This is a genomic window from Caulobacter sp. GW821-FHT12F03, from assembly GCF_058806855.1.
In genome coordinates this window covers 112,198-134,459 of record NZ_JBXAQC010000001.1, presented here as the reverse complement: position 1 = coordinate 134,459, position 22,262 = coordinate 112,198, and the positions used below count along the sequence as shown (strand labels likewise).

17 protein-coding genes are annotated in these 22,262 nt (G+C 69.5%); 9 read left to right on the top strand and 8 right to left on the bottom strand.

Annotated elements, in window-relative coordinates; translation table 11 throughout:
• Positions 1-124: 124 nt before the first annotated feature.
• Entirely contained in the window at positions 125-1,948 is a 1,824-nt protein-coding gene (locus AC1RN0_RS00630) for a methyl-accepting chemotaxis protein (protein ID WP_492785489.1), read from the top strand.
• 7 nt (positions 1,949-1,955) lie between these two features.
• Here the strand turns inward: AC1RN0_RS00630 and AC1RN0_RS00625 are convergent, their stop codons facing one another.
• The 3 genes from AC1RN0_RS00625 to AC1RN0_RS00615 all read right to left on the bottom strand — a co-directional run bounded on the left by AC1RN0_RS00625 (position 1,956) and on the right by AC1RN0_RS00615 (position 4,428).
• Positions 1,956-3,110: an acyl-CoA dehydrogenase family protein gene (locus AC1RN0_RS00625; protein ID WP_492785488.1), complete on the bottom strand. Its 1,155-nt coding sequence runs from the start codon at positions 3,108-3,110 to the stop codon at positions 1,956-1,958.
• Positions 3,111-3,244: 134 nt separating this feature from the next.
• Positions 3,245-4,252: a threonine aldolase family protein gene (locus tag AC1RN0_RS00620; protein ID WP_492785487.1), complete on the bottom strand. Its 1,008-nt coding sequence runs from the start codon at positions 4,250-4,252 to the stop codon at positions 3,245-3,247.
• A gap of 5 nt (positions 4,253-4,257) precedes the next feature.
• Entirely contained in the window at positions 4,258-4,428 is a 171-nt protein-coding gene (locus AC1RN0_RS00615; protein WP_492785486.1) for a hypothetical protein, read from the bottom strand.
• A gap of 191 nt (positions 4,429-4,619) precedes the next feature.
• Between AC1RN0_RS00615 and AC1RN0_RS00610 the strand changes: the two genes are divergently transcribed.
• Positions 4,620-5,924 carry an MFS transporter gene (locus tag AC1RN0_RS00610; protein WP_492785485.1) on the top strand — a complete coding sequence of 435 codons (1,305 nt, stop codon included), beginning with the start codon at positions 4,620-4,622 and terminating at the stop codon, positions 5,922-5,924.
• 85 nt (positions 5,925-6,009) lie between these two features.
• On the opposite strand, the gene AC1RN0_RS00605 is transcribed toward AC1RN0_RS00610, so the two are convergent.
• Positions 6,010-7,158: an epoxide hydrolase family protein gene (locus AC1RN0_RS00605; protein WP_492785484.1), complete on the bottom strand. Its 1,149-nt coding sequence runs from the start codon at positions 7,156-7,158 to the stop codon at positions 6,010-6,012.
• A gap of 149 nt (positions 7,159-7,307) precedes the next feature.
• Positions 7,308-7,910, bottom strand: coding sequence for a TetR/AcrR family transcriptional regulator (locus AC1RN0_RS00600; RefSeq protein ID WP_492785483.1), 603 nt, complete (start codon positions 7,908-7,910; stop codon positions 7,308-7,310).
• A 68-nt stretch (positions 7,911-7,978) separates the two neighbouring features.
• On the opposite strand from AC1RN0_RS00600, the gene AC1RN0_RS00595 reads away from it, so the two are divergent.
• Entirely contained in the window at positions 7,979-9,046 is a 1,068-nt protein-coding gene (locus tag AC1RN0_RS00595) for a DUF2855 family protein (RefSeq protein WP_492785482.1), read from the top strand.
• Between the two features lie 139 nt (positions 9,047-9,185).
• On the opposite strand, the gene AC1RN0_RS00590 is transcribed toward AC1RN0_RS00595, so the two are convergent.
• Positions 9,186-10,262, bottom strand: a complete 1,077-nt coding sequence (locus AC1RN0_RS00590; protein ID WP_492785481.1) for a beta-N-acetylglucosaminidase domain-containing protein — start codon at positions 10,260-10,262, stop codon at positions 9,186-9,188.
• Positions 10,263-10,376: 114 nt separating this feature from the next.
• Between AC1RN0_RS00590 and AC1RN0_RS00585 the strand changes: the two genes are divergently transcribed.
• A complete protein-coding gene (locus tag AC1RN0_RS00585) occupies positions 10,377-11,771 on the top strand; it encodes a carotenoid oxygenase family protein (RefSeq protein WP_492785480.1) in 1,395 nt (464 codons plus the stop codon).
• A 127-nt stretch (positions 11,772-11,898) separates the two neighbouring features.
• On the opposite strand, the gene AC1RN0_RS00580 is transcribed toward AC1RN0_RS00585, so the two are convergent.
• Positions 11,899-12,645 (bottom strand): SPFH domain-containing protein, encoded by a 747-nt coding sequence (locus tag AC1RN0_RS00580; protein WP_492785479.1) that lies wholly within the window; start codon positions 12,643-12,645, stop codon positions 11,899-11,901.
• Between the two features lie 224 nt (positions 12,646-12,869).
• Here AC1RN0_RS00580 and AC1RN0_RS00575 point away from each other — a divergent pair, with 224 nt between their 5' ends.
• Both AC1RN0_RS00575 and AC1RN0_RS00570 read left to right on the top strand, forming a co-directional pair.
• Positions 12,870-14,255, top strand: coding sequence for a DUF4139 domain-containing protein (locus AC1RN0_RS00575; protein ID WP_492785478.1), 1,386 nt, complete (start codon positions 12,870-12,872; stop codon positions 14,253-14,255).
• Between the two features lie 4 nt (positions 14,256-14,259).
• Positions 14,260-15,837, top strand: a complete 1,578-nt coding sequence (locus AC1RN0_RS00570) for a DUF4139 domain-containing protein (protein ID WP_492785477.1) — start codon at positions 14,260-14,262, stop codon at positions 15,835-15,837.
• A gap of 3 nt (positions 15,838-15,840) precedes the next feature.
• Here the strand turns inward: AC1RN0_RS00570 and secA are convergent, their stop codons facing one another.
• Positions 15,841-18,612, bottom strand: a complete 2,772-nt coding sequence (secA, locus tag AC1RN0_RS00565) for a preprotein translocase subunit SecA (RefSeq protein WP_492785476.1) — start codon at positions 18,610-18,612, stop codon at positions 15,841-15,843.
• Between the two features lie 383 nt (positions 18,613-18,995).
• On the opposite strand from secA, the gene AC1RN0_RS00560 reads away from it, so the two are divergent.
• The 3 genes from AC1RN0_RS00560 (at position 18,996) to argJ (ending at position 22,219) form a co-directional block, all read left to right on the top strand.
• A complete protein-coding gene (locus tag AC1RN0_RS00560) occupies positions 18,996-19,625 on the top strand; it encodes a transposase (protein ID WP_492785475.1) in 630 nt (209 codons plus the stop codon).
• 150 nt (positions 19,626-19,775) lie between these two features.
• Complete coding sequence (locus AC1RN0_RS00555) at positions 19,776-20,774, top strand: peptidylprolyl isomerase (protein WP_492785474.1); 999 nt, start codon at positions 19,776-19,778, stop codon at positions 20,772-20,774.
• Positions 20,771-22,219, top strand: a complete 1,449-nt coding sequence (gene argJ, locus AC1RN0_RS00550) for a bifunctional glutamate N-acetyltransferase/amino-acid acetyltransferase ArgJ (RefSeq protein ID WP_492785473.1) — start codon at positions 20,771-20,773, stop codon at positions 22,217-22,219. The genes AC1RN0_RS00555 and argJ overlap by 4 nt, the downstream gene beginning before the upstream one ends.
• Positions 22,220-22,262: the final 43 nt, after the last annotated feature.

Sequence of the window (22,262 nt, the reverse complement as noted above, 5' to 3'; positions counted from 1 at the left end):
ATACTCGAAATGGGGACAAACGTCACTCAACTCGGTAATGATTATTCTTATCATCGTCGTTAAGCGACCAGTAACGACATAAATCCTACCGTAAGAATTCAAATACTCATTGCGGTCGGGCCAAATGAACTTTTCCACTATCAGCGGCAAGGCGATGATCGCCGGGGCGTCCGTACTGGTCCTGGTCAGCCTGGCGTCGGGCGCCGGCCTGGTCGCCAGCATCAGTCTGGCGAGCAACCTGAGGGAGGCCACCCGGTCGGCCTCGGTGCTGCGCAGCCACATGTACGCGGACATGATGCACGACGCCCTGCGCGCCGATGCGCTGTCAGCCCTGCGCGCCGCCGATCCAGCGAGCGGGACCTCGATGGCCGCCGTCCGGGCCGACCTCAAGAGCCACACCGACGCCTTCCGGGAGGCGGTGGCGCACAGCCGGAGCCTGGCCGCCGATCCTTCCGCCAAGGCGGCGCTGGCGGCGGTCGAAGGTCCGCTGGACGACTACATCACCTCGGCCAACAGCCTGGTCGCGGCGGCCGGCCGCGACCGCGCCGAGGGGGAAGCCCGCATGCCGGCCTTCCTCGCCAAGTTCTCGGCCCTCGAAGGCCGCATGGAAGACGCCTCGACCAAGATCGAGGCGGCCAGTGAAAAGGCCGCCCGGACCGCCGAACGCGACGCCCGGCTGGCCGAGATGGTGATGTCCGCCATGCTGCTGATCGGCGTGCTCTTCTCCGCGGCCCTGATCATCGTCGCCCGGCGCGGTCTGGTCACGCCGCTGGTGGACGTCACCGGCGCTCTCTCGCGCCTGGCCGCCGGCGACCTCTCGCTCGAGCTCAAGCACACAGAGCGGAAGGACGAGATCGGCGCCATGACCAAGGCGCTGTTCGCCTTCCGGCAGGCCGTCGCCGACCGCCAGGCCGAAATGCTCGCCGCCGACGACCGGCAGGCGCTCGAGCAGGAGCGCGCCCGGCTTGAAGCCCGGCGTCTGGCCGAAAAGGCCGAGCAGGATCATGTCGTGAGCACGCTTGCCGAGGGCCTGAACAGCCTGGCTTCGGGCAACCTGACCTACCGCATCGCCGAGCCCTTCCCGGGCGACTACGAGCGGCTGCGCACCGACTTCAACGCCGCCATGGGCGAGCTGCAGACCACCATCCAGACCGTCCGGGACGCCGCCGGCGGCATCAAGTCGGGCGCCAGCGAGATCTCGCAGGCCTCGGACGACCTGGCCCAGCGCACCGAGCGCCAGGCCGCCAGCCTGGAGGAAACGGCCGCCGCCCTGCATGAGGTGTCCGCCACGGTGCACAGCGCCGCGGAGTCGGCGCAGCAGGCGCGCAAGGCCGCCGAGGTCGCCTCGAACGAGGCCGAACAGAGCGGCGCGATCGTGCGCGACGCCAACGCCGCCATGAGCGAGATCGAGACCTCCTCGCGGCAGATCGGCCAGATCATCGGCGTGATCGACGAGATCGCCTTCCAGACCAACCTGCTGGCGCTGAACGCCGGGGTCGAGGCGGCCCGGGCCGGCGACGCCGGTCGCGGCTTCGCGGTCGTCGCACAGGAAGTCCGCGCCCTGGCCCAGCGTTCGGCCGAGGCCGCCAAGGAGATCAAGGGCCACATCTCGGCCAGCAGCCAGCAGGTCGACGCCGGCGTGGCGCTGGTCAACCGGACCGCGGACGCCCTGCTGCGCATCGTCGACCAGGTGGCCAGCGTCAACGTCCTGATCGCCGGCATCGCCGGCTCGTCCCGCGAGCAGTCGACGGCCCTCGTCGAGGTCAGCGCGGCAGTCAGCGAGATGGACCAGGTGACGCAGCAGAACGCGGCCATGGTCGAGGAGACCACCGCCGCCAGCCACACCCTGGCCCGTCAGGCCGACAGCCTGGCGACCCTGATCGGCCGCTTCAATGTCGGCGGCGGATCGACCGGGGCGGCCTACGAACGCCAGCGCATGCGCGCCTGACGCCGGCTCAGAAGCTCTTGGGCATGCCCAGCACGTGCGTGCCCACGTGGCTGAGGATCAGGTTCGTGCTGATCGGGGCCACCTGGTAGAGCCGCGTCTCGCGGAACTTGCGCTCGACGTCGTACTCCTCGGCGAAGCCGAAGCCGCCGTGGGTCTGGATGCAGGTATCGGCGGCGGCCCAGCTGGCCTCTGACGCCAGCATCTTGGCCATGTTGGCCTCGGTGCCGCAGGGCTGGCCGGCGTCGAACAGCGCCGCCGCGTGATCCACCGCCAGCGCCGCCGCGGACAGCTGCACGTAGTTCCGCGCGATCGGGAACTGCACGCCCTGGTTCTCGCCGATGGCCCGGCCGAACACATTGCGCTCCTTGGCGTAGGCGCTCGACCGGTCGATGAAGAACCGCCCGTCGCCGATGCATTCGCTGGCGATCAGGATCCGCTCGGCGTTCATGCCGTCGAGGATGTAGCGGAAGCCCTTGCCCTCCTCGCCGACGAGGTTCTCGACCGGCACCTCGAGGTTGTCGAAGAACAGCTCGGTGGTGGCGTGGTTCAGCATGGTGCGGATCGGCCGGATGGTCAGGCCGTTGCCCACCGCCGTGCGCATGTCGACCAGCAGCACGCTCATGCCGTCGGCCGGGCGGGCGGCGTCCTCGCGGGCCGTGGTGCGGCAAAGCAGGACCATCAGGTCGCTGTGCTCGGCCCGGCTGATCCAGATCTTCTGGCCGTTGACGATGTACTTGTCGCCCTCGCGCCGGGCGAAGGTCGAGATGCGGGTGGTGTCGGTGCCAGCCGTCGGCTCGGTCACGCCGAAGGCCTGCAGGCGGATCTCGCCGCTGGCGATCTTCGGCAGATAGGCTTCCTTCTGCGCCTGACTGCCGTGCTTGAGCACCGTGCCCATGGTGTACATCTGGGCGTGACAGGCCCCGCCGTTGCAGCCCGAGCGGTGGATCTCCTCGAGCACCGCCGTCGCCGCCGAAAGCCCCAGGCCCGAGCCGCCGTATTCCTCGGGGATCAGCACCGACAGGAAGCCCGCCTCGGTCAGCGTCTTCACGAACTCGGTCGGATAGGTCCGGTCGCGGTCCAGCGCGCGCCAGTACTCGCCGGGAAAGCCCGCGCACAGCTTGCGGACGGCATCTCGGATCTCGGGATGGGATTGCTCGCTCATGGCCGCGAGCTAACGGGCGGACGTTGGGTGAGGCAAGAGCGGATGCCGTCAGGAATAGGGGGACAGCTTACTCATTTCCGGCGCGGACCGCACCGCCGGGCGCGTGAAATGAGTAAGCTGTCCCCCTATTCGACCTACGCGACGCTCTTCAGCGCCTCGCCCAGCTCGTCGACCATCTCCGGCGTGGTCGCCCAGCTGCACATGAAGCGCACGGTCCCGTCGATGAAGCGGTAGACGAACCAGCCGGTGGCCGCGAGCCGGTCGAGCGTCGGCTGGTCCATCGCGACGAACACGCCGTTGGCCTCGACAGGATGCACGATCGGGAACGGCATCAGCGCCGCCAGCCGCCGCGCCATGGCGTTGGCGTGGGCGGCGCGGGTCTGCCACGCGCCGGTTTCCAGCAGGCCGATCCACGGCGCGGCGAGGAACCGGCCCTTGGACACCAGCTGGCCCGCGTGCTTCAGCCGCGCGTCGAAGCGGCGGGCGAGGTCCTTGTTGAGCAGGACGATGGCCTCGGTCGGCGTCGAACCGGCCTTGGTCCCGCCCATGATCAGGATGTCGACGCCGAGCTTCGGGACGGCCTTCAGGTCGAAGCCGGCGGCGACGGCGTTGGCCAGTCGCGCGCCGTCGAGATGCACGCCATAGCCCTTCGCCTTCACCGGATCGATCAGGGCCCTGAAGCTCTCGACCGAGCAGACGGTGCCGTATTCGGTGGTGTTGGTCAGCGACAGGGCCGCCGCCGGCTGGCGATAGGACACTTCCGGCTGGGCGAGGGCCTCGGCCAGCGCCGCGGGGTCGATGCGGCCGCTGGCGCCCGGCAGGCCGATCAGCCCGACGCCGGCGCCGAAATAGCCCGGCGCGCCGGTCTCGTCGGTCAGGATGTGGGCGTGCTCATGGGCCATCACCGCCTCGTGCGGCTGGGCCAGGGTCGCGCAGGACAGGGCGTTCGCCGCCGTGCCCGAAGCCACGAACCGCACCACCGCGTCGGCGTCGAGCGCGGCGCGGATCAGGTCGGCGGCCCTGCGGCTGACGTGGTCGGTCCCGTAGCCGGACGCGACGCCCGTGTTGGCGGCCATCAGGGCGTCCATCACCTCGGGCATGGCCCCGGCGACGTTGTCGGAGGCGAAGTCGTAGCGGGCCATGGCGACTACTTCCGCGGGGCCGGCTTGGATTGCGAGAACGATCGCGCGGCGGCCAGCGCCTCGCCGGCCTTGCCGCCAGTCGCGCCCGCGCCCTGGCCGGCGCGCGCGGCGCCGCCCTGTTTCGCGGCCAGGATGGCCTTCATCTTCTCGGCGGGAGTCTGCGGGGTATTGGTCATGCCGGCGCTATAGCACAGCTGTGGCGGGGTGCGTGGTTCGAGACGCTCGGCTGAGGCCTCGCTCCTCACCATGACGAACACCTCTCTACGTCATCCTGAGGAGCGGACCCTCAGGTCCGCGTCTCGAAGGACGCACGCTTGACCCGCCGCCCTTCGCCCCGCCATTCAGGGACAACACACCGGGGGATCACATGGCGACCGACATCCAGGGCAAGACAGCCCCCTCCAGCCGCACGGTGCTCACCGCCAGCCTCGTCGGCACGGCGGTGGAGTTCTACGACTTCTACATCTACGCCACGGCCGCCTCGCTGGTGTTCCCGGCGCTGTTCTTCCCGACCAGCTCGCCGACGGCGCAGCTGATGAGCTCCTACGCCACCTTCGCCATCGCCTTCATCGCCCGGCCGGTCGGCGCTGTGTTCTTCGGCCACTTCGGCGACCGCATCGGGCGCAAGTCGACCCTGGTCGCCTCTCTGCTGCTGATGGGCGGCTCGACCACGGCGATCGCCTTCCTGCCAGGCTACGCCCTGGCCGGATGGATCGCCCCGCTGCTGCTGTGCATCCTGCGCTTCGGCCAGGGCTTCGGCCTCGGCGGTGAGTGGGGCGGGGCTGCCCTGCTGGCGGTCGAGAACGCCCCGCCCGGCTGGAAGGCCCGCTTCGGCATGTTCCCGCAGCTCGGGGCGCCGGTCGGCTTCCTGTGCGCCAACGGCCTGTTCCTGATCCTCGGCCTGCTGCTCAAGCCCGACCAGTTCCTCGCCTGGGGCTGGCGCATTCCGTTCCTGCTCAGCGCCGTGCTGGTGGCCATCGGCCTGTGGGTGCGCCTCAGCCTGACCGAGACGCCGGCCTTCAAGGCCGCGCTGGAGGAAGCCCCGCCGCCGTCGGTGCCGCTGGGCGAGGTGATGCGGACCAACTGGCGCGAGGTGCTCGGCGGCACCTTCGGCGTCGTGGCCTGCTTCTGCATCTATTACATCTCGACCGCCTTCGCGCTCGGCTACGGCACCAAGACGCTCGGCTACAGCCGCGAGGCCTTCCTCGGCGTGCAGCTGGTCGCGATCCTGTTCATGGCCGGCGGCATCGTCTGGGCCGGTCACTGGTCCGACGCGGCCAACCCGCGCCGGGTGCTGATGGTCGGTTGCGTGCTGGCGGTGCTGGCCGGCTTCGGCCTCGCGCCGATGCTGGGGTCAGGCTCGCTGCTGCTGGTCGGGGTGTTCCTGTCGGTGGCGATGGTGCTGATGGGCCTGGTCTACGGCCCGCTCGGTGCCTGGCTGCCCGGCCTGTTCCCGGCCCGGGTGCGCTATACCGGGGCCAGCGTGGCCTTCAACGTCGGCGGCATCATCGGCGGCGGCCTGACCCCGCTGATCGCTCAGGACCTGGCCAACAAGGGCGGCCTCGCGCCGGTGGGGCTCTACCTCAGCGCCGCCTGCGCGCTGAGCCTGGTGGCGCTGCTGCTGCTGAAGCCGAAGGTGGACTCCGAGCCCATGCCGCTCATCCCGGGCTGAGTTCCGGGGACATGTACCGAAGGTACGTGTCCCCCATTCGGTTCCGCTCGGATAGGGGACACGTACCTTCGGTACATGTCCCCGCTCAGACTTCCCGCGCCCACGCCCGCACGTCCGCCACGAACAGGTCCGGCTCTTCCATCGCGGCGAAGTGGCCGCCGCGCGGCATGTCGGTCCAGCGGGTGATGTTGTAGGCGCGGTCGGCCCAGCTGCGCGGCGGGGCCTTGTAGAGCGGCTCGCCGGGGAAGTTGGCGAAGGCCGTCGGGGTCTCGCAGCGCTGGCCCTCCATGGCCGCGATGCCGCCCTCCTCCATCAGGCCGCGGTAGTACCAGGCGCCGGTCGTGAAGCTGCCGGTCATCACATAGATCATCACGTTGGTGATCAGCTGGTCGCGCGTGTAGGCCCCGATCAGCGGCTTGGTCCGCAGGTCGGACCAGTCATGGAACCGCTCGAAGATCCACGCCGCCTGTCCGACCGGGTTGCCAGCGCCGAGCCAGGCCAGCGACTGCGGCTTGGACGCCTGCAGGCCGAAATAGGCGCCGAGCATCTGCATCATCATCTGGCTGTGCTGCAGCCAGGCGATCTCCTCGGGCGACTGCGGCCCGCCCTTGGGCCGGAAGCCGATCATGTTCAGGTGGATCGCCTTCGCATGGGCCCCGTGGTCGAAGCCGATCCAGGAGGTGACCAGACCGCCCCAGTCGCCGCCCTGGGCGAGATATCGATCGTGGCCCAGCACCTCTGTCATCAGGGTGTTGAACATCCGCGCCGTGGCCCGCTGGCCGATCGGCCGCGGCGGCTTGGACGAGAAGCCGAAGCCCGGCAGGCTCGGCACCACGACGTCGAACGCGTCCTCGGCCTTGCCGCCGTGTTTGCTCGGAAAGGCCAGCTTGTCGATCGAGGCCCAGAATTCGTAATGGCTGCCCGGCCAGCCGTGGGTCAGCAGCAGCGGCCGCTTGCCGCCGGCCTCGCCGACCACATGGACGAAGTGCAGGTCGAAGTCCTCGACCCGGGCGATGAACTGCGGAAAGCGGTTCAGCTCGGCGACCGCCGCCTTCCAGTCGTAGTGGTCGGCCCAGTAGGCGCAGGTCTCTTCGAGGAAGGCCGCGTCGCAGCCGTACAGCCAGCCGTCGTCGACCGCCGGCGCCGGCGGCCAGGGATACTGCCGCACCTGATCCAGCACGCGGCGGACGTCGGTCTCGGACCAGTCGACGGTGAAGGGTTTGGGCTGGGTCATGGTGGTCTCCGTGCGTGCTTCGACACGCGGTCTTCGACCGCTGCTCAGCATGACTAGATGGGTTAGCCTACAAAAGCAGTCATCCTGAGCAGCCGCGAAGCGGCGTGTCGAAGGACGCACCCAGCTTCGGCACCCTTCCCCAGCGACCGTCAAGCGTCCGGCTTCAGCCCGCGCAGGATCGTCTCGAAGGCCTGGCGGCGCAGGGCCGAGGGGTCGATGTCGGGCGACAGCTTGCCGGCCATCTGCAGCACCAGCCCGCCGTGCAGCGAAGCCCACAGGATATGGGCGATCATCATGGGGTCGCCGCGCGCCTCGCCGGACGCCACCAGCGCCTGCGCATGCCGGGCCATCATCGTCCGCGCCCGGGCCGAGGCGGCGACCAGCTCGGGGTACTCGGTCTCGTTGGGCTGCGAGAAGTCGAACATCAGCCGGTAGGCGTCTGGGTGGCCGAGCGCGAACCGCACATAGGCCCGGCCCGTGGCCTCCGACAGCTGCTGCGGATCGGTCAGTCCGGCCGTCGCCTCCTCCATCGCCTGGGCGAACCGGGCGAAGCCGCTGGCCCGCACGGCGGCGAGGATCGCGTCCTTGTCCTTGAAGTAGCGATAGGGGGTCATCGGACTGACCCCCAGCTCGGCGGCCAGCTGGCGCATCGTCACGCCGTCGGGCCCGCGCTCGCCGAACAGCCGCTCGGCCGCGGCGATCAGGCGCTCGCGGAAATCGGCGACGTCGGTGTCGGACAGCAGGCGGGGCATGGAGCGTTGGACTCGGGCGGTCAGGCAGATTTACAGTGTACGCCTAACAACACGCAAGGACACGGGACATGACCGCGCCAGCCTGGGACTTTCTCGTCGGCAAGACCGACCTGCACCAGACCCGCGTGGACGCCGCGCCGCTCGCGCCCCTGGCCGACGGCGACATCCGGCTGAAGGTCGAGTCCTTCGCCCTGACGGCCAACAACATCACCTACGCGGTCTTCGGCGAGCGCATGGGCTACTGGAAGTTCTATCCCGCGCCGGAGGGCTGGGGCCGGGTGCCGGTCTGGGGCTACGCCGTGGTCAGCGAAAGCCGCCATCCCGAGTTCGCGGTCGGACAGCGCTTCTTCGGCTATGTGCCGATGTCGACCCACATGACGGCCACGCCGCGCAAGACCGCCGGCGGCTTCTTCGAGACCGCGCCCTGGCGGTCCGGCCTGGCAGCGCCCTACAACCAGTACCGCGCGGTCGAGGGCGTCGAGGCGCATGAGGACCAGCAGGCCCTGCTGTTCCCGCTGTTCATGACCTCGTTCGTCATCGACGACATGCTCGAAGACAACGGCTTCTTCGGCGCGAAGTCGGTGGTGCTGTCGAGCGCCTCCAGCAAGACGGCCATCGGCCTCGCCCACCTGCTACACCGCCGCGGTGCGGTGCAGGTCGTCGGCCTGACCTCGCCGGGCAACGTGGCCTTCACTGAAAGCCTCGGCTGCTACGACCAGGTCATCCCCTACGCCGGCCTCGGCGGCGCGGCGGTCGAGGGGCCGGTGGTCTATGTCGACTTCGCCGGCAACGCGGGCGTCCGTACGGCCGTCCACCTGCGGTTCGGCGAGGAGCTGGTCTACGACTGCGTCGTCGGCGGCACCCACTGGGACGCCGAGCCGGCCGTCGCTGCGGACCTGCCCGGCGCGAAGCCGGCCTTCTTCTTCGCCCCCGACCAGATCACCAAGCGCCGCCAGGACTGGGGTCCCGGCGGACTGGAGGCGCGGTTCGCGAAGGCCTGGCCGGTGTTCGTCGAGCATGCCGCCGGCTGGATGAAGGTCGAGCGCCGCGCCGATCCGGACGCCGTGGCAAAAACGTATATCGAGGTGCTCGACGCCACGGCCTCGCCCGATCAGGGCTTCATCTGCACACCCTGATCAGCCGGCGGGGAGCAGATGGGAGCAGATGGGGACAGGTTATCCTGTCCCTCGGGACTGGATAACCTGTCCCCGTCAGCGGACGGGGACAGGACAAGCAGTCCCGAGGGACAGGTTGGCCAGTCCCCTCCAGCCTTGGTCAGCCGGTGCCCTCTTCCGCCATCATCTCGCGGGTGATGCGGTAGCCGCCGTCCAGGAAGTCGACAATCTCCCGCGCGCCGGGATGGTCGAAGGCGGCGAACCGGGCGCGCAGCGAGGCGACCGTATCCGGCTCCATCCTGTCGAGGCCGGTCTGCTGCAGCACCAGCAGGCGGCCGTGGATCATGGCGCCCAGCCCGTCGCCGAGCACGGCGGCGGCGGCCCGCGCCGTGGCCGCGCCGTATTCATAGGCCTCGCCCAGACGATAGCTGTCCGCCAGGCTGAGCAGCGGAATGCGGGACAGCACCGGCTGCAGGGCCGGATTGACCGCATGGCCGGCGAGGTGCGCGCCGATCGCCGCCGGCCGGCCGGTCATGGCCCGCAGATGCAGGAAATTCGACATGCGCGGGCCGTCGTTGACCGGGTAGTTGTCCCACAGGACCGGCTTGCGCCGCAGCCGCCCTTCGACCCGCGCCAGATGCCCCGGACTGTATTCCGCCGAACACACCTCCTCGCCGGTCCAGAACAGGCCGATGGCCGGGTCGAGCGCCGCGCCGAGGTCTTCCAGATAGCGGTCCGGCCGCGCGCCGAAGAACCGGTCGAGCACCGGATCGTCGGTGTAGTAGGTCGGGCAGGCGATGACCCGGCTCGCCCCGGTGCGCGCCGCGATCCAGTGCAGGATCTCCGCCTGGGACTTCGCAAGATCCGGCAGGTCGCCGCGCATGTCGTCGAACAGGATGCCGAGGTCGTCGACGCCGATCTGGTCCAGCCAGGCCAGCTTCCGCGCGAGGTCGGCGCGCGCCGCGTCGCCGAAGTCGCGATAGAGCTCGTAGGGGCTCAGCCCCACCCCGAACCGCACGCCCCACGCCCGGCAATGGGCGGCGAAGTCGGCCAGGGCCGCCGTCTCGGCCGCCGGGTGATCTTCGCGCCAGCGCTTGCGCAGGAAGGCGTCGGCCTTCGGCGCGTACATGTAGAAGCGATAGCCGTGCGGGGCGAGGAACGAGACCTGCTCGCGCCGCTCCGCCCAGGACCACGGCCGCCCGTAATAGCCCTCGATAATCCCCAGGTCCGTCGTCACGCCGTCCTCCCCGCCATGACGGGTATCGGGCCCTGCGAAACAGCACTTGCCAAGCCCGGAGATCGGCCACATAAATTTACGACGTAAATAACAATAGAACCCAGGGAGGCCGACATGGACCGCGATGTGCGTGCAAATCCGTATCTGACGGGCGCCTTCGCCCCGCTGCGGTCGGAAGACGACTTCGAGCTGACCGTCGAGGGCGAAATCCCCGCCAGCCTGCGAGGCGCCCTCTACCGCATCGGTCCCAACCCGCAGTTCGAGCCCCGCGATCCGAACCACCACTGGTTCGCCGGCGACGGCATGGTGCACGGCTTCTGGGTCGCGGACGGCAAGGTCCACTACCGCAACCGCTACGTTCGTACCCCCAAGTGGGAGGCCGAGAACAAGGCCGGCAAGTCGCTGTTCGGCACCTTCGGCAATCCGATGACCACCGACCCCGAGGTGTTCGGCAAGGTCGACTCCGGCGTGGCCAACACCAACATCGTCTGGCACGGGGGCCGCCTGCTGGCGCTTGAGGAAGGCCACCAGCCGTTCGGGCTGGACCCCGACTCGCTCGAGCCGCGCGGCTACCAGGCCTTCGGCGGCAAGGTCACGGCCCACCCCAAGGAAGACCCGGTGACGAAGGACCTGCTGTTCTTCGGCTACGCCGACGCGCCGATGCCCTTCTCGCCCAACGTCAGCTACGGCGTCATGGGCGCCGACGGGACGCTCAAGCGCCGCGACACCTTCGAGGCCCCCTACTGCTCGATGATCCACGACTTCGCGGTAACGGCCGGGCACGTGCTGTTCCCCGTGCTGCCGCTGACGGGCAGCCTGGACCGGGCGATGAAGGGCCTGCCGCCGTTCGCCTGGGAGCCGGAGAAGCCGGCCCTGGTCGGCGTCATGGCGCGTGACGCGGCGGTCGACAGCATCCGCTGGTTCCAGACCGACGCCTGCTACGTGTTCCACGTGATGAACGCCTGGGACGAGGACGGAAAGATCGTCGCCGACGTGATGAAGTACGCCGTCGCCCCGCTGTTCCCGCTGGCCGACGGCAGCCGCGGCCAGCAGGCCGGCGCCTATCTGGTGCGCTGGACCTTCGACCTGGGCGACGCCTCCGACGTCATCAGGGAGGAGCAGCTGGACGACCTGGCCGGTGAGTTCCCGCGCTACGACGAGCGGTTCACCTTCAAGGCCAACCGCCACGGCTGGTATTCGACCCAGACGGCCAAGCCCGGCGACATCCGCACCAACGGCCTGAGCCACATCGACCTGACCACCCGCAAGCGGACCGACTGGGTCAGCGGCGCCGGCGACGCGGTGTCCGAGCCGGTGTTCGTGCCGCGCTCGGCCGATGCGCCCGAGGGCGACGGCTGGATCCTGGCGGTGCAGTACCTCGCCGCCGAGGGCCGCAGCGACTTCGTGGTGTTCGACGCCCAGGCGATGGACAGGGGCCCGATCGCGCGGGCCAACGTCCCCCGCCGCGTGCCGCTCGGCTTCCACGGCAACTGGGTCGACGGACGTTAGATCCTCCCCCATCGGGGGAGGGGGACCACGCGAAGCGTGGTGAAGGGGGTCCGCTGAGGTCGCGGGTAACCCCCTCAGTCAGGCCTTCGGCCTGCCAGCTCCCCCAAAGGGGAGCACCCGCACCGTTCTACTTCCGCCCCAGCGCGCTCGCCGCGGTCAGCAACTCGACCGGCATGGCCACGACGATCGTCGAGTTGTGCTCGACGCCGATCTCCGTGAGCGTCTGCAGACGGCGGATTTCCAGCGCCGCCGGCGAGCCGGCGATGACATTGGCGGCGTTGAGCAGGCTCAGCGCCGCCGCCTCCTCGCCCTCGGCCTTGATCAGCCGCGCCTTGGCCTCGCGCGACGCCTCGGCCTCGCGGGCGATGGCGCGCTGCATCTGCTCGGGGATGTCGAGATCGCGCATCTCGGCGGCCTCGACCTCGACGCCCCACTTCACGGCGGCCCGGCGGACGAGCTCCACCAGCTTGGCGTTGACGTCCATGCGGTTGCGCAGGAGGTCGTCGAGCAGGTGCTGGCCGATGCTGTCGCGCAACGCCGTCTCGGCGGCCTGGCGCACGGCGTGATCGCGCTGGAGCACGGCGTTCACCGCCAGGCTGGGGTCGGCGATCTTGTACCAGAGCACCGCGTTGACCCGCACGGCGACGCCGTCCTTGGTCACGGTCTCCTGGGTTTCGAGCGAGAAGGTGACGGTGCGCAGGTCGACGACCACGGCCCGCTCGACCAGCGGAATGAGGAAGAACAGCCCCGGCCCGCGCGCGCCGGTCAGCCGCCCGAGCCGGTAGACCACGGCCCGCTGGTATTCCTGGTTGATACGAATGGAGAGGATGGCGAGGAGCCCGATCAGCACGACCAGGCCGGTGAAAATGGCCACGATGGACCTTCTTTCTCCGCCCGCAATTGGGCGGAGCGGCGGTCTACGCCCGTCGATGCTGCACCGCAACAGAAACCGGAGAACGGCGGTCACGGAAGCGATCAATCCGGCGTGATGGGCCCGCAAGCCGTTATGGCGCGACGGAGTGAGGCCGGCAGAAACCGTATCGACGCCTCCCCCATCGCATGACACGCTCCGCGTCAAACACCACCGGGAGAGACGTCATGCGGTACTGGCTGTTGGCGGGCGCGGCGGCGCTGGCGATCGCGGGGACGGCGGCGGCGCAGGAGCGCAAGCTCTCGATCACCGTCTACAACTCCAACCTGGCCCTGGTGGAGGACACCCGGACCGAGACCCTGACCGCCGGCCGCCAGACCATCGAGTTCAAGGACGTCTCGCCGCAGATCCGGCCCGAGACGGTCGCCCTGTCCGGCGCGGGCATCGGCATCGTCGAGCAGAACTTCGACTACGACCTGCTCTCGCCCGACACCCTGATGGAGAAGGCGGTCGGCCAGCAGATCCGCATCGTGCGCACCAATCCCGCCACCGGCGCCCAGACGACCGAGACGGCCACGGTGCTGGCGGTCAACAACGGCGTGGTGCTGCAGATCGGCGACCGCATCGAGGTGCTGCGCGACGACGGCATCCCCACCCGGGTGATCTTCGACCGCGTGCCGCCGAACCTGCGCGCCAGGCCGACCCTGTCGGTGAGCGTAGACGCGGCGAGCGCCGGCCCGCGCGTGACGCGCCTCAGCTACCTGACCACCGGCCTCAGCTGGAAAGCCGACTATGTCGCCCTGTTCGACGAGAAGGCCGGCAAGCTGGACCTGCAGGGCTGGATCACCCTGACCAACACCTCCGGCGCGGCCTTCGAGAACGCCGACGTGCAGCTGGTCGCCGGCAACATCAACCTGGTCCGCAGCGAGCAGGAGTACTGGCAGCAGCAGCAGTGGGCCCGCCAGGCCCGCGGCCAGCGCCAGGCCGGCGTAGAGGGCGGCGTCCAGGGCGGCGTGGCCGACTACTACCTCTACCCGCTGGCCGAACGCACCACCGTCGCCCAGAACCAGACCAAGCAGGTCGGCTTCCTCGACGTGGCGGGCGTGGCGGCGGTCAAGAAATACCAGTACCGCGCCGGCGGCTTCCAGAGCCTGGACGAGCCGCAAAGCGCCGACGTGGTGCTGCAGTTCGCCAATTCCAGCGGCGGCGGGCTCGGCGCCCAGCTGCCGGGCGGGATCATCCGCGTCTACGTGCGCGACGCCAACGGCGATCCCAAGTTCATCGGCGAGAACCACATCGACCACACGCCGCGCGGCTCGGAACTGTCGGTCAAGACCGGCGAGGCGTTCGACGTCACGGTCCAGCCGACACTGGTCAGGATGGAGAAGGTCTCCACCTGGCGGTCGCGGTATTCGATGAGCTACCTCGTGCGCAACGCCCGCAGCGAACCGGCCACCGTGCAGGTCGTTCAGCCGGGCCTGTGGCGCGACGGCAAGGTCGTCACCGAGAGCGCGCCGAGCAAGCGCCTGAACGCCTCGACCCTGGCCTGGGACGTGGTCGTGCCGGCCAACGGCGAGACCACCCTGACCTTCACCGTCGAGACCGGCTGGTAGGGCCATGCCCCTCCCCGTCCGGACATGGGCTGCGGCGCTGACGCTGGCGCTGGGACTGGCAGGCCCCGGCCACGGCCAGCCCGTGTCCGAACGACCGGATACGGTGGCGGTGACCATCTATCGCGACGGGCCGGTCAACACGGCCGACTTCGACACCCGCGGCGAGGATCTGGACGGTCTGGCGCTGATCACCGAGACCCGCTTGGTCGACATCCCCGCCGGAACCAGCCGGGTCAGCTTCCGCGGCGTGGCCGAGGGCATCGTGCCCCAGACGGCGGCCATCGAAGGCCTGCCCGGGGTGATGCTTGAGCGGAACCAGGACTACGACCTGCTGAGCCCCGGGTCGCTGATCGCCAGGTCGATCGGCAAGACCGTGCGGCTTGTGCGCACCAACCCCGGCACGGGGGTCACGACCGAGGAGACGGCGGTGGTCCGCTCCGGCCCCGACGGGGTGATGCTCGACTTCGGCGGACGGCTGGAGGCCCTGCGCTGCAGCGGCCTGCCCGAGCGGCTGGTGTTCGATGAGATCCCGGCCGGTCTGAGCGACCGCCCGACCCTGTCGGTGCTCGTCCGGTCGCCGGCGGCGGGCCGCTACAAGGTGCGGCTGTCCTATCTGGCGGTCGGTCTGAACTGGTCGGCCGACTACGTCGCCCGCATCCGCCCGGACGGCAGGACGCTGGACCTGACCGGCTGGATCACCCTGGCCAACAGCAGCGCCACCAGCTTCGCCAACGCCCCGACCGAGGTGGTCGCCGGCACGCTGCAGCGCGAGGACGACACCGAGCCTACCTTCATCGAGCGGGTCAATCTCGCGGCCCGCTGCTGGCCGCTGCCGATCTACAATGCCGAGCGCGACATGCGAGGCATGGTGTCGGGGCTCCCGCCGCCGCCGCCACCGCCGCCACCTCCGCCGGCGATGATGGCCCGGGCGCCGATGGACGAGATCGTCGTCACCGGCTCGCGCATCGCCGTGCAGACGGAGCTGGGCGACTACAAGCTCTACACCCTGCCCGACCCGACCACCGTCGCCGCGCACCAGACCAAGCAGGTGCTGATGCTCGAACAGTCGGCCGTGCCGTTCGAGCGGGTCTATGTGTTCGACGTTCAGGACGGCCACGAGGACGGCGGAACCTACGCGCCGCAGGCGGTGCTGCGGCTGACCAACACCCTGGCCCGCGGGCTCGGCAAGCCGTTGCCGGGCGGCGCCGTGTCGGTGATGGAGCCCGGCCCGCGCGGCGGTCTGATCCTCGCCGGCGAGAAGCGGATGAAGGACATCGCCGTCGGCCTGCCGGTCGAGATCGAGCTGGGCGGCGCGATGGACATCAGCGTCCGGTCCACGAACCTGCGCGACTGGCGGGTCGGCGGCAATCGGCGCGTCGAGGTCGAGACGGCCATCGCCAACGACAAGAGCGTGCCGGTCGTCGTCGAGATCCGCGAGGCGCGGACCTACGGCCCCGGCTTCAGGGTCGTGCGGGAATCGATGCGCCACCACAGCGACCGCGGCGACGAGGTCTGGGCCGTCCGGCTGGCGCCGGGCGAGCGGAAGATCCTCACCTACACCGTCCAGGTCGACCTGGACTGATCCCTAGATCAGCTTGCCGTGGCAGTGCTTGAACTTGCGGCCGGAGCCGCAGGGGCAGTCGGAGTTGCGGCTGGTGCGTTCCCAGCCGGCCGGCAGGGCCGAGATCGGCAGGGCCGCGCGCTGCTCGCCCGACAGGTCCGCGCCGGCGCTGGCGAAGGACAGGGCCCGCTCGTTCTCGCCGGTCAGGGGGTCCATGTGGACCTCCTGGAAGTTCAGCGGTTGCAGGTCGGGCTCGGGATCGGCGAACTGGAACTCGACCGTCATCAGCCAGCGCGTGACGTTGGTGCGCAGGTCGACCAGCAGCTTCTCGAACAGGCTGAAGGCCTCGGTCTTGTACTCGTTCAGCGGGTCGCGCTGGCCATAGCCGCGCAGGCCGATGACGTTGCGCAGGTGGTCCAGGTGGACCAGGTGCTCACGCCACTGCATGTCGATCATCTGCAGCAGGAAGTTCTTCTCGAAGCCGCGCATCTGCTCGGGCGAGACCAGCTCCTCGCGCGCCTTCGCGCGGGCGTTGGCGGCCTCGTCGAGGCGGTCGCGCATCTCTTCGTTGGCGATTCCTTCCTCGGCGGCCCACTCGCGCAGCGGCAGTTCCAGGCCCAGGGTCGTGCGCACACGCTCGTCGAGGTCGTCGATATCCCACTGCTCGGCATAGGCCTTCGGCGGCAGGTCGCGGGCGATCATGTCGTCGATCACGTCCTGGCGCATCTGGGCGACGACTTCGCCGAGGTCGGTCGCCTCCATGAACTCCTGGCGCTGCTCGAACACGGCCTTGCGCTGGTCGTTCACGACGTCGTCGTACTTGAGCAGGTTCTTGCGGATCTCGTAGTTGCGCTGCTCGACCCGCTTCTGGGCGGTGGCGATGGCCTTGTTCAGCCACTTGTGGGTGATCGCCTCGCCGTCCTGGACGCCGAACGAGCGCATGATCGCGTCCAGCCGGTCGCCGGCGAAGATGCGCAGCAGGTCGTCCTCGCAGCAGAGGAAGAACTTCGACTTGCCGGGGTCGCCCTGACGGCCCGTCCGGCCGCGCAGCTGGTTGTCGATACGGCGGCTCTCGTGGCGCTCGGTGCCCAGCACGTACAGGCCGCCGGCGGCCAGCGCCTTCTGCTTGGCTTCGGCGATCTCTGCCTCGAAGCGGTGCTTCTCTTCCATCTCGGCGTCGTGGTCGACCGCCAGGCCGAGGCCCAGCTGGTCCTGGCGCCACTTGGCCATGTGCATCTCGACGTTGCCGCCGAGCTGGATGTCGGTGCCGCGGCCGGCCATGTTGGTGGCGATGGTCACCGCGCCGGGGAAGCCGGCGTCGGCGACGATATAGGCTTCCTGCTCGTGATAACGCGCGTTCAGCACGTTGTGCGGGATGCCCTTGATCTTCTTGCCGTCGATTTCGAACTCATGCTTCGACAGCAGTTCCGACAGCACTTCCGACTTCTCGATCGACACCGTGCCGACCAGGATCGGCTGGCCGCGGCGATGGCAGTCCTCGATCTGGGCGAGGATGGCGCGGTTCTTCTCGTCGGCGGTGCGATAGACCTCGTCGTCCTCGTCGATGCGCTGGACGGGGCGGTTGGTCGGAATCTCGGTGACATCCATCTTGTAGATGTCGAGGAATTCCTGGGCCTCGGTCGCGGCCGTGCCGGTCATGCCGGACAGCTTCTTGTAGAGGCGGAAGTAGTTCTGGATCGTCACCGAGGCCAGGGTCTGGTTCTCGGGCTGGATCTCGGCGCCTTCCTTGGCCTCGATGGCCTGGTGCAGACCTTCGGACAGGCGGCGGCCGGTCATCATGCGGCCGGTGAACTCGTCGATCAGGATCACCTCGCCGGCCTTGACGATGTAGTCCTTGTCCTTGGTGTACAGCACGTTGGCCCGCAGGGCCTGGTTGATGTGGTGCACCACCGAGATGTTGACCGGGTCGTAGAGGCCGGCGGAGTCCGGGGCCAGCTGGCCGCTCTCCTGCAGGATCTCCTCGACGCGCTCCGAGCCGCGCTCGGTCAGCAGAACCTGCTTCTGCTTCTCGTCGTGCTCGTAGATGCCCTCTTCCTTGATCAGGGCCTTCACGACGATGTCCATGGCCCGGTAGAACTCGGACCGGTCCTCGGTCGGGCCAGAGATGATCAGCGGCGTGCGGGCCTCGTCGATCAGGATCGAGTCCACTTCGTCGACGATGACGAAGTTGTGGCCGCGCTGGACCATCTCGCCCGCGTCGTAGACCAGGTTGTCGCGCAGGTAGTCGAAGCCGAACTCGTTGTTCGTCCCGTAGGTGATGTCGCTGCCGTAGGCTTCCTGGCGCTGGGCCTGGCTCAGGCCGTTGACGATCACGCCCACGGTCAGGCCGAGGTAGCGGTAGATCTGGCCCATCCACTCGGCGTCGCGCTTGGCCAGGTAGTCGTTGACCGTGATGACGTGGACGCCCTTGCCCTCGAGGGCGTTCAGGTAGGTCGGCAGGGTCGCGACCAGCGTCTTGCCTTCACCGGTGCGCATTTCGGCGATGCCGCCGCGATGCAGCACCATGCCGCCGAGCATCTGCACGTCGTAGTGACGCTGGCCGAGGGTGCGCTTGGCCGCTTCGCGGACCAGGGCGAAGGCCTCGGTCATCAGGTCGTCGAGCGTCGCGCCGGCCGCCAGCCGGGCCTTGAATTCGTCGGTCTTGGCCCGCAGCTGCTCCTCGCTGAGCGCCGCGTATTCCGGCTCCAGGGCGTTGATCTTCGCGACCCGCCCCATGAACTGCTTGACCTTGCGGTCGTTGGAAGAGCCGAAGAGGGTTTTGGCGAAGCCGAGCATGCGTAGGGAGATCCGGTGAAACTGGCGTGCGCGCGGCGGTTGGCTGTTCGTGCAAGCCCTTTCGGGCGCACGGATTTCCGCCCGTTCAAGCGCGGGGGAGACTTAAGCAGCGGGTCCCCCAGTGTCAACGAGAGGGCGTGGCGCGGCCGCCGCGGCGTGGCGCCGTTGCGTCACTTCCCGGGGCGGGCCGGAAGTCCCGGTGCTGTCCCGCGATGTCCCGGGAGTATCGGTCCTGAGAGTCTCGCCCCGACGCCACAGCGCGCGCGGGCGCGGGGACAAGTTAAGCTGTCCCCCGGGACTCGGGACTGCTTAACCTGTCCCCGCCGCGGCTTCCCACGCGGATAGGGTTGACCTGAGGCATAATACTCCTTGAAATTGTATTCATGGCGCGCTCATCCCGCATCGTCGTTCCCAACCTCCCCCACCACGTGACCCAACGTGGCAACCGCCGCGAACCCATATTCTTCGAGCCCGGCGACGAGGCGCGCTATCTGCAGCTGCTGGCGCATGAAACCCGGCGCAACGGGGTGGCGGTCTGGGCCTACTGCCTGATGCCCAATCACGTCCATCTGATCCTGACCCCCGCCGATGAACCGGGCATGGCGAAGTCGATAGGCCAGACGCACCGTCGGTATACCGCGATGATCAATGCCCGCCACGGCTGGAGCGGCCACCTGTTTCAGGCCCGGTTCGCCTCCGTGGTCATGGACGAAAGCCACCTGCTGACCGCCTTTCGCTACGTCGCCCTGAACCCGGTGCGCGCTCGTCTGGTAGCGCGAGCGGAGGACTGGCCCTGGTCGAGCGTCCGGGCGCATCTGGCCGGACGAAGCGACGGGCTCGTGGTGGTGGCCCCCCTCCTGTCCAGGATCGAACGCTTCGCCGACGCGCTTGAACCGGCGGGGGCGGACGCTCCCGAATTCGCCGCGCTGCGTGCGGCGGAGTCGGCGAGCCGACCGCTCGGGGATGCCGAATTCCTGGCCGCGATCGGTGCGCGTCCGGCGGGGACAGGTTAAGCACTCCCAAGGGACAGCTTAACCTGTCCCCGCCCATCCCTGATTGGCGTCGGCGCCCCCATCCCCGCCTCCTCCGGGCGAGCCGCATTTCCCTTCGCCCGAAAGCGCGCTAGGACCGGAGCCTGAGGCTCGCGTGGAGAACTGTCCGCCATGAAGACCGCTACGACCGGCGTATGGGGCGTGGTCATCGCCCTGACGGTGGCGCTGACGCTGGCCGCCTGCGGGCGCCAGGAAGGCAACGAGAAGCCGCCGCAGGCCGGCGACGTCGCGGTCGCGCGCATCGACGGCAAGACGGTCTGGTCGTCCGACGTCAAGCGCGAGGCCGTGGCCCAGGGCCTGATCAGCGAGGGCGAGCCGCTCGACACCTCGTCGGACCTGTTCCGCCGCGTGATGGACGAGGTCGTCGACCAGAAGCTGCTGGCCGCCGAGGCGCTGAAGCGCAAGCTGGACCGCGATCCCGTCGCCCAGCGCCGCCTGGCCGCCGCCCGCGAGCGGATCCTCGGCGACATGCTGGTCGAGAGCGTGGTCGAAAAGGCCGTGACGCCCTCGGCCATCCGCGAGCTCTACCAGGAACAGCTGCGGCTCTCGAAGGAGAGCGACGAGATCAAGGCCCGCCAGATCGTCGTCGCCACCCAGGCCGAGGCCGAGCAGATCAAGAAGCTGCTGGCCGCCGGCGCCTCGTTCGAGGCCCTGGCCATGGAGCGCTCGTCCGACACCGCCACCCGCTTCAGCGGCGGCGACATCGGCGGCTACTTCACCCTCGACGTGATGCCCGAGCCCTATGTCGCCGCGCTGAAGGACGCCAAGCCCGGCGACCTGATCGGCCCGTTCGCGGTCGAGGGCGGCTGGGCCCTGGTGAAGGTCGAGGAGAAGCGCCAGGAGGCCCCGATCACCTTCGAGGCCGCCCGGCCGCAGATCGTCCGCTTCCTGACCTACGACAAGGTCCGCGACCTGCTCGAGAAGCTGCGCGCCACGGCCAAGGTGCAGGTGCTGCTGGGCAAGCCGCAGGACGTGCCCGGCGCGCCGCGCGAACCGGCCTCGGCCCCGCCCGCCCCGCCGCCGGCGACGGCCGCCCCGGACGCCGCCGCCGCTGCTCCCGCCACGCCCCCGGCCAAGGCCGCCGCTCCAGCCACGCCGCCGAAGAAATGACCCGTCCGCCCTCGAAGCCGAAGCCCGAGACCGCGAAGCTGACTCCGGCCCGCGCCCTGGAAGCCGCCGCCAAGCCCGCCGAGATCGTCGGGCACGCCGTGCAGAGCGCCCTCGACCCGCTGGCCTCGGCGCTCAAGCGCGCGACCGCCAAGCGTCCGGAGAAGGCCGCCGCCGCCGAGCCCGAGCCCGCCGCCCCGCCGGGCAAGCCGGGCCTCGCCGTCTCGCCGCTGGCCACGCCCTTCCCGAAGATGCCCCCCATTGGCGGCGTGCAGATCGGCATCGGCCGGGCCGGCTTCTACAAGCACGAGCGCCCCGACCTGATGGTCATGCGCTTCGCCAAGGGCACCAGCTGCGGCGGCGTGTTTACCCGTCACGGCGTGGGCTCCGCGCCCGTCGACTGGTGCAAGAAGCAGCTCGACAGCTCCGGCGGCGAGGGCGTGCAGGCGCTGGTGGTCAACGCCGGCTGCGCCAACAGCTTCACCGGCAAGCCCGGGGCGGACGCCGTGCGCCGCGTGGCCGGGGCCGTGGCCAAGCGCTTCGACTGCCGCCAGCGCGACGTGATGATGGCCTCGACCGGCGTCATCGGCGTGCTGCTCGACGACGCCAAGATCACCACCCGCCTGCCCGACATCGAGCACCGGCTGAGCGACGACGCCTGGGCCGACGCGGCCCGCGCCATCATGACCACCGACACCTTCCCCAAGGGGGCGACCCGCACCGCGCGGATCGACGGCAAGACGGTGCGCATCAACGGCATCGCCAAGGGCTCGGGCATGATCGCGCCGGACATGGCGACCATGCTGGCCTTCGTCGCCACCGACGCGGCCATCGCGCCCAAGGCGCTGCAGACCCTGGTCAGCCTCTACACCCGCACGACATTTAACGCCGTGACGGTCGACGGCGACCGCTCGACCAACGACACCCTGCTGCTGTTCGCCACCGGCGCCTCGGGCGCGACGCGCATCAGCCGGGCCGGCGACCACCGGCTGGCCGACTTCCGCGAGAAGCTGGAAGCCGTGCTGCTCGACCTGGCGATGCAGCTGGTCCGCGACGGCGAGGGCGCCACCAAGTTCGTCAAGATCAACGTCAGCGGCGCCGAGAGCGCGGCCAGCGCCCGCAAGATCGCCCGCACCATCGCCGAGAGCCCGCTGGTCAAGACCGCCTTCGCCGGCGAGGACGCCAACTGGGGCCGTATCGTCATGGCCGTGGGCCGCGCCGACGAGCCGGTCAACCGCGACCGGATCAAGGTCATGTTCGGCAAGCTGGTCGCCGCCCAGGACGGCCTCGTCTCGCCGACCTACTCCGAGGCGAAGATGAGCGCCTACATGAAGAAGCCGGAGCTGGAGGTCAGCGTCGACGTCGGCGTCGGCCGGGGCTCGGCCACGATGTGGACCTGCGACCTGACCAAGGAGTACGTGGCGATCAACGGCGACTACCGGAGCTAATCCGCGCACGGCCGATTCCCGAAGGCCTCCTCATCCGATAGGG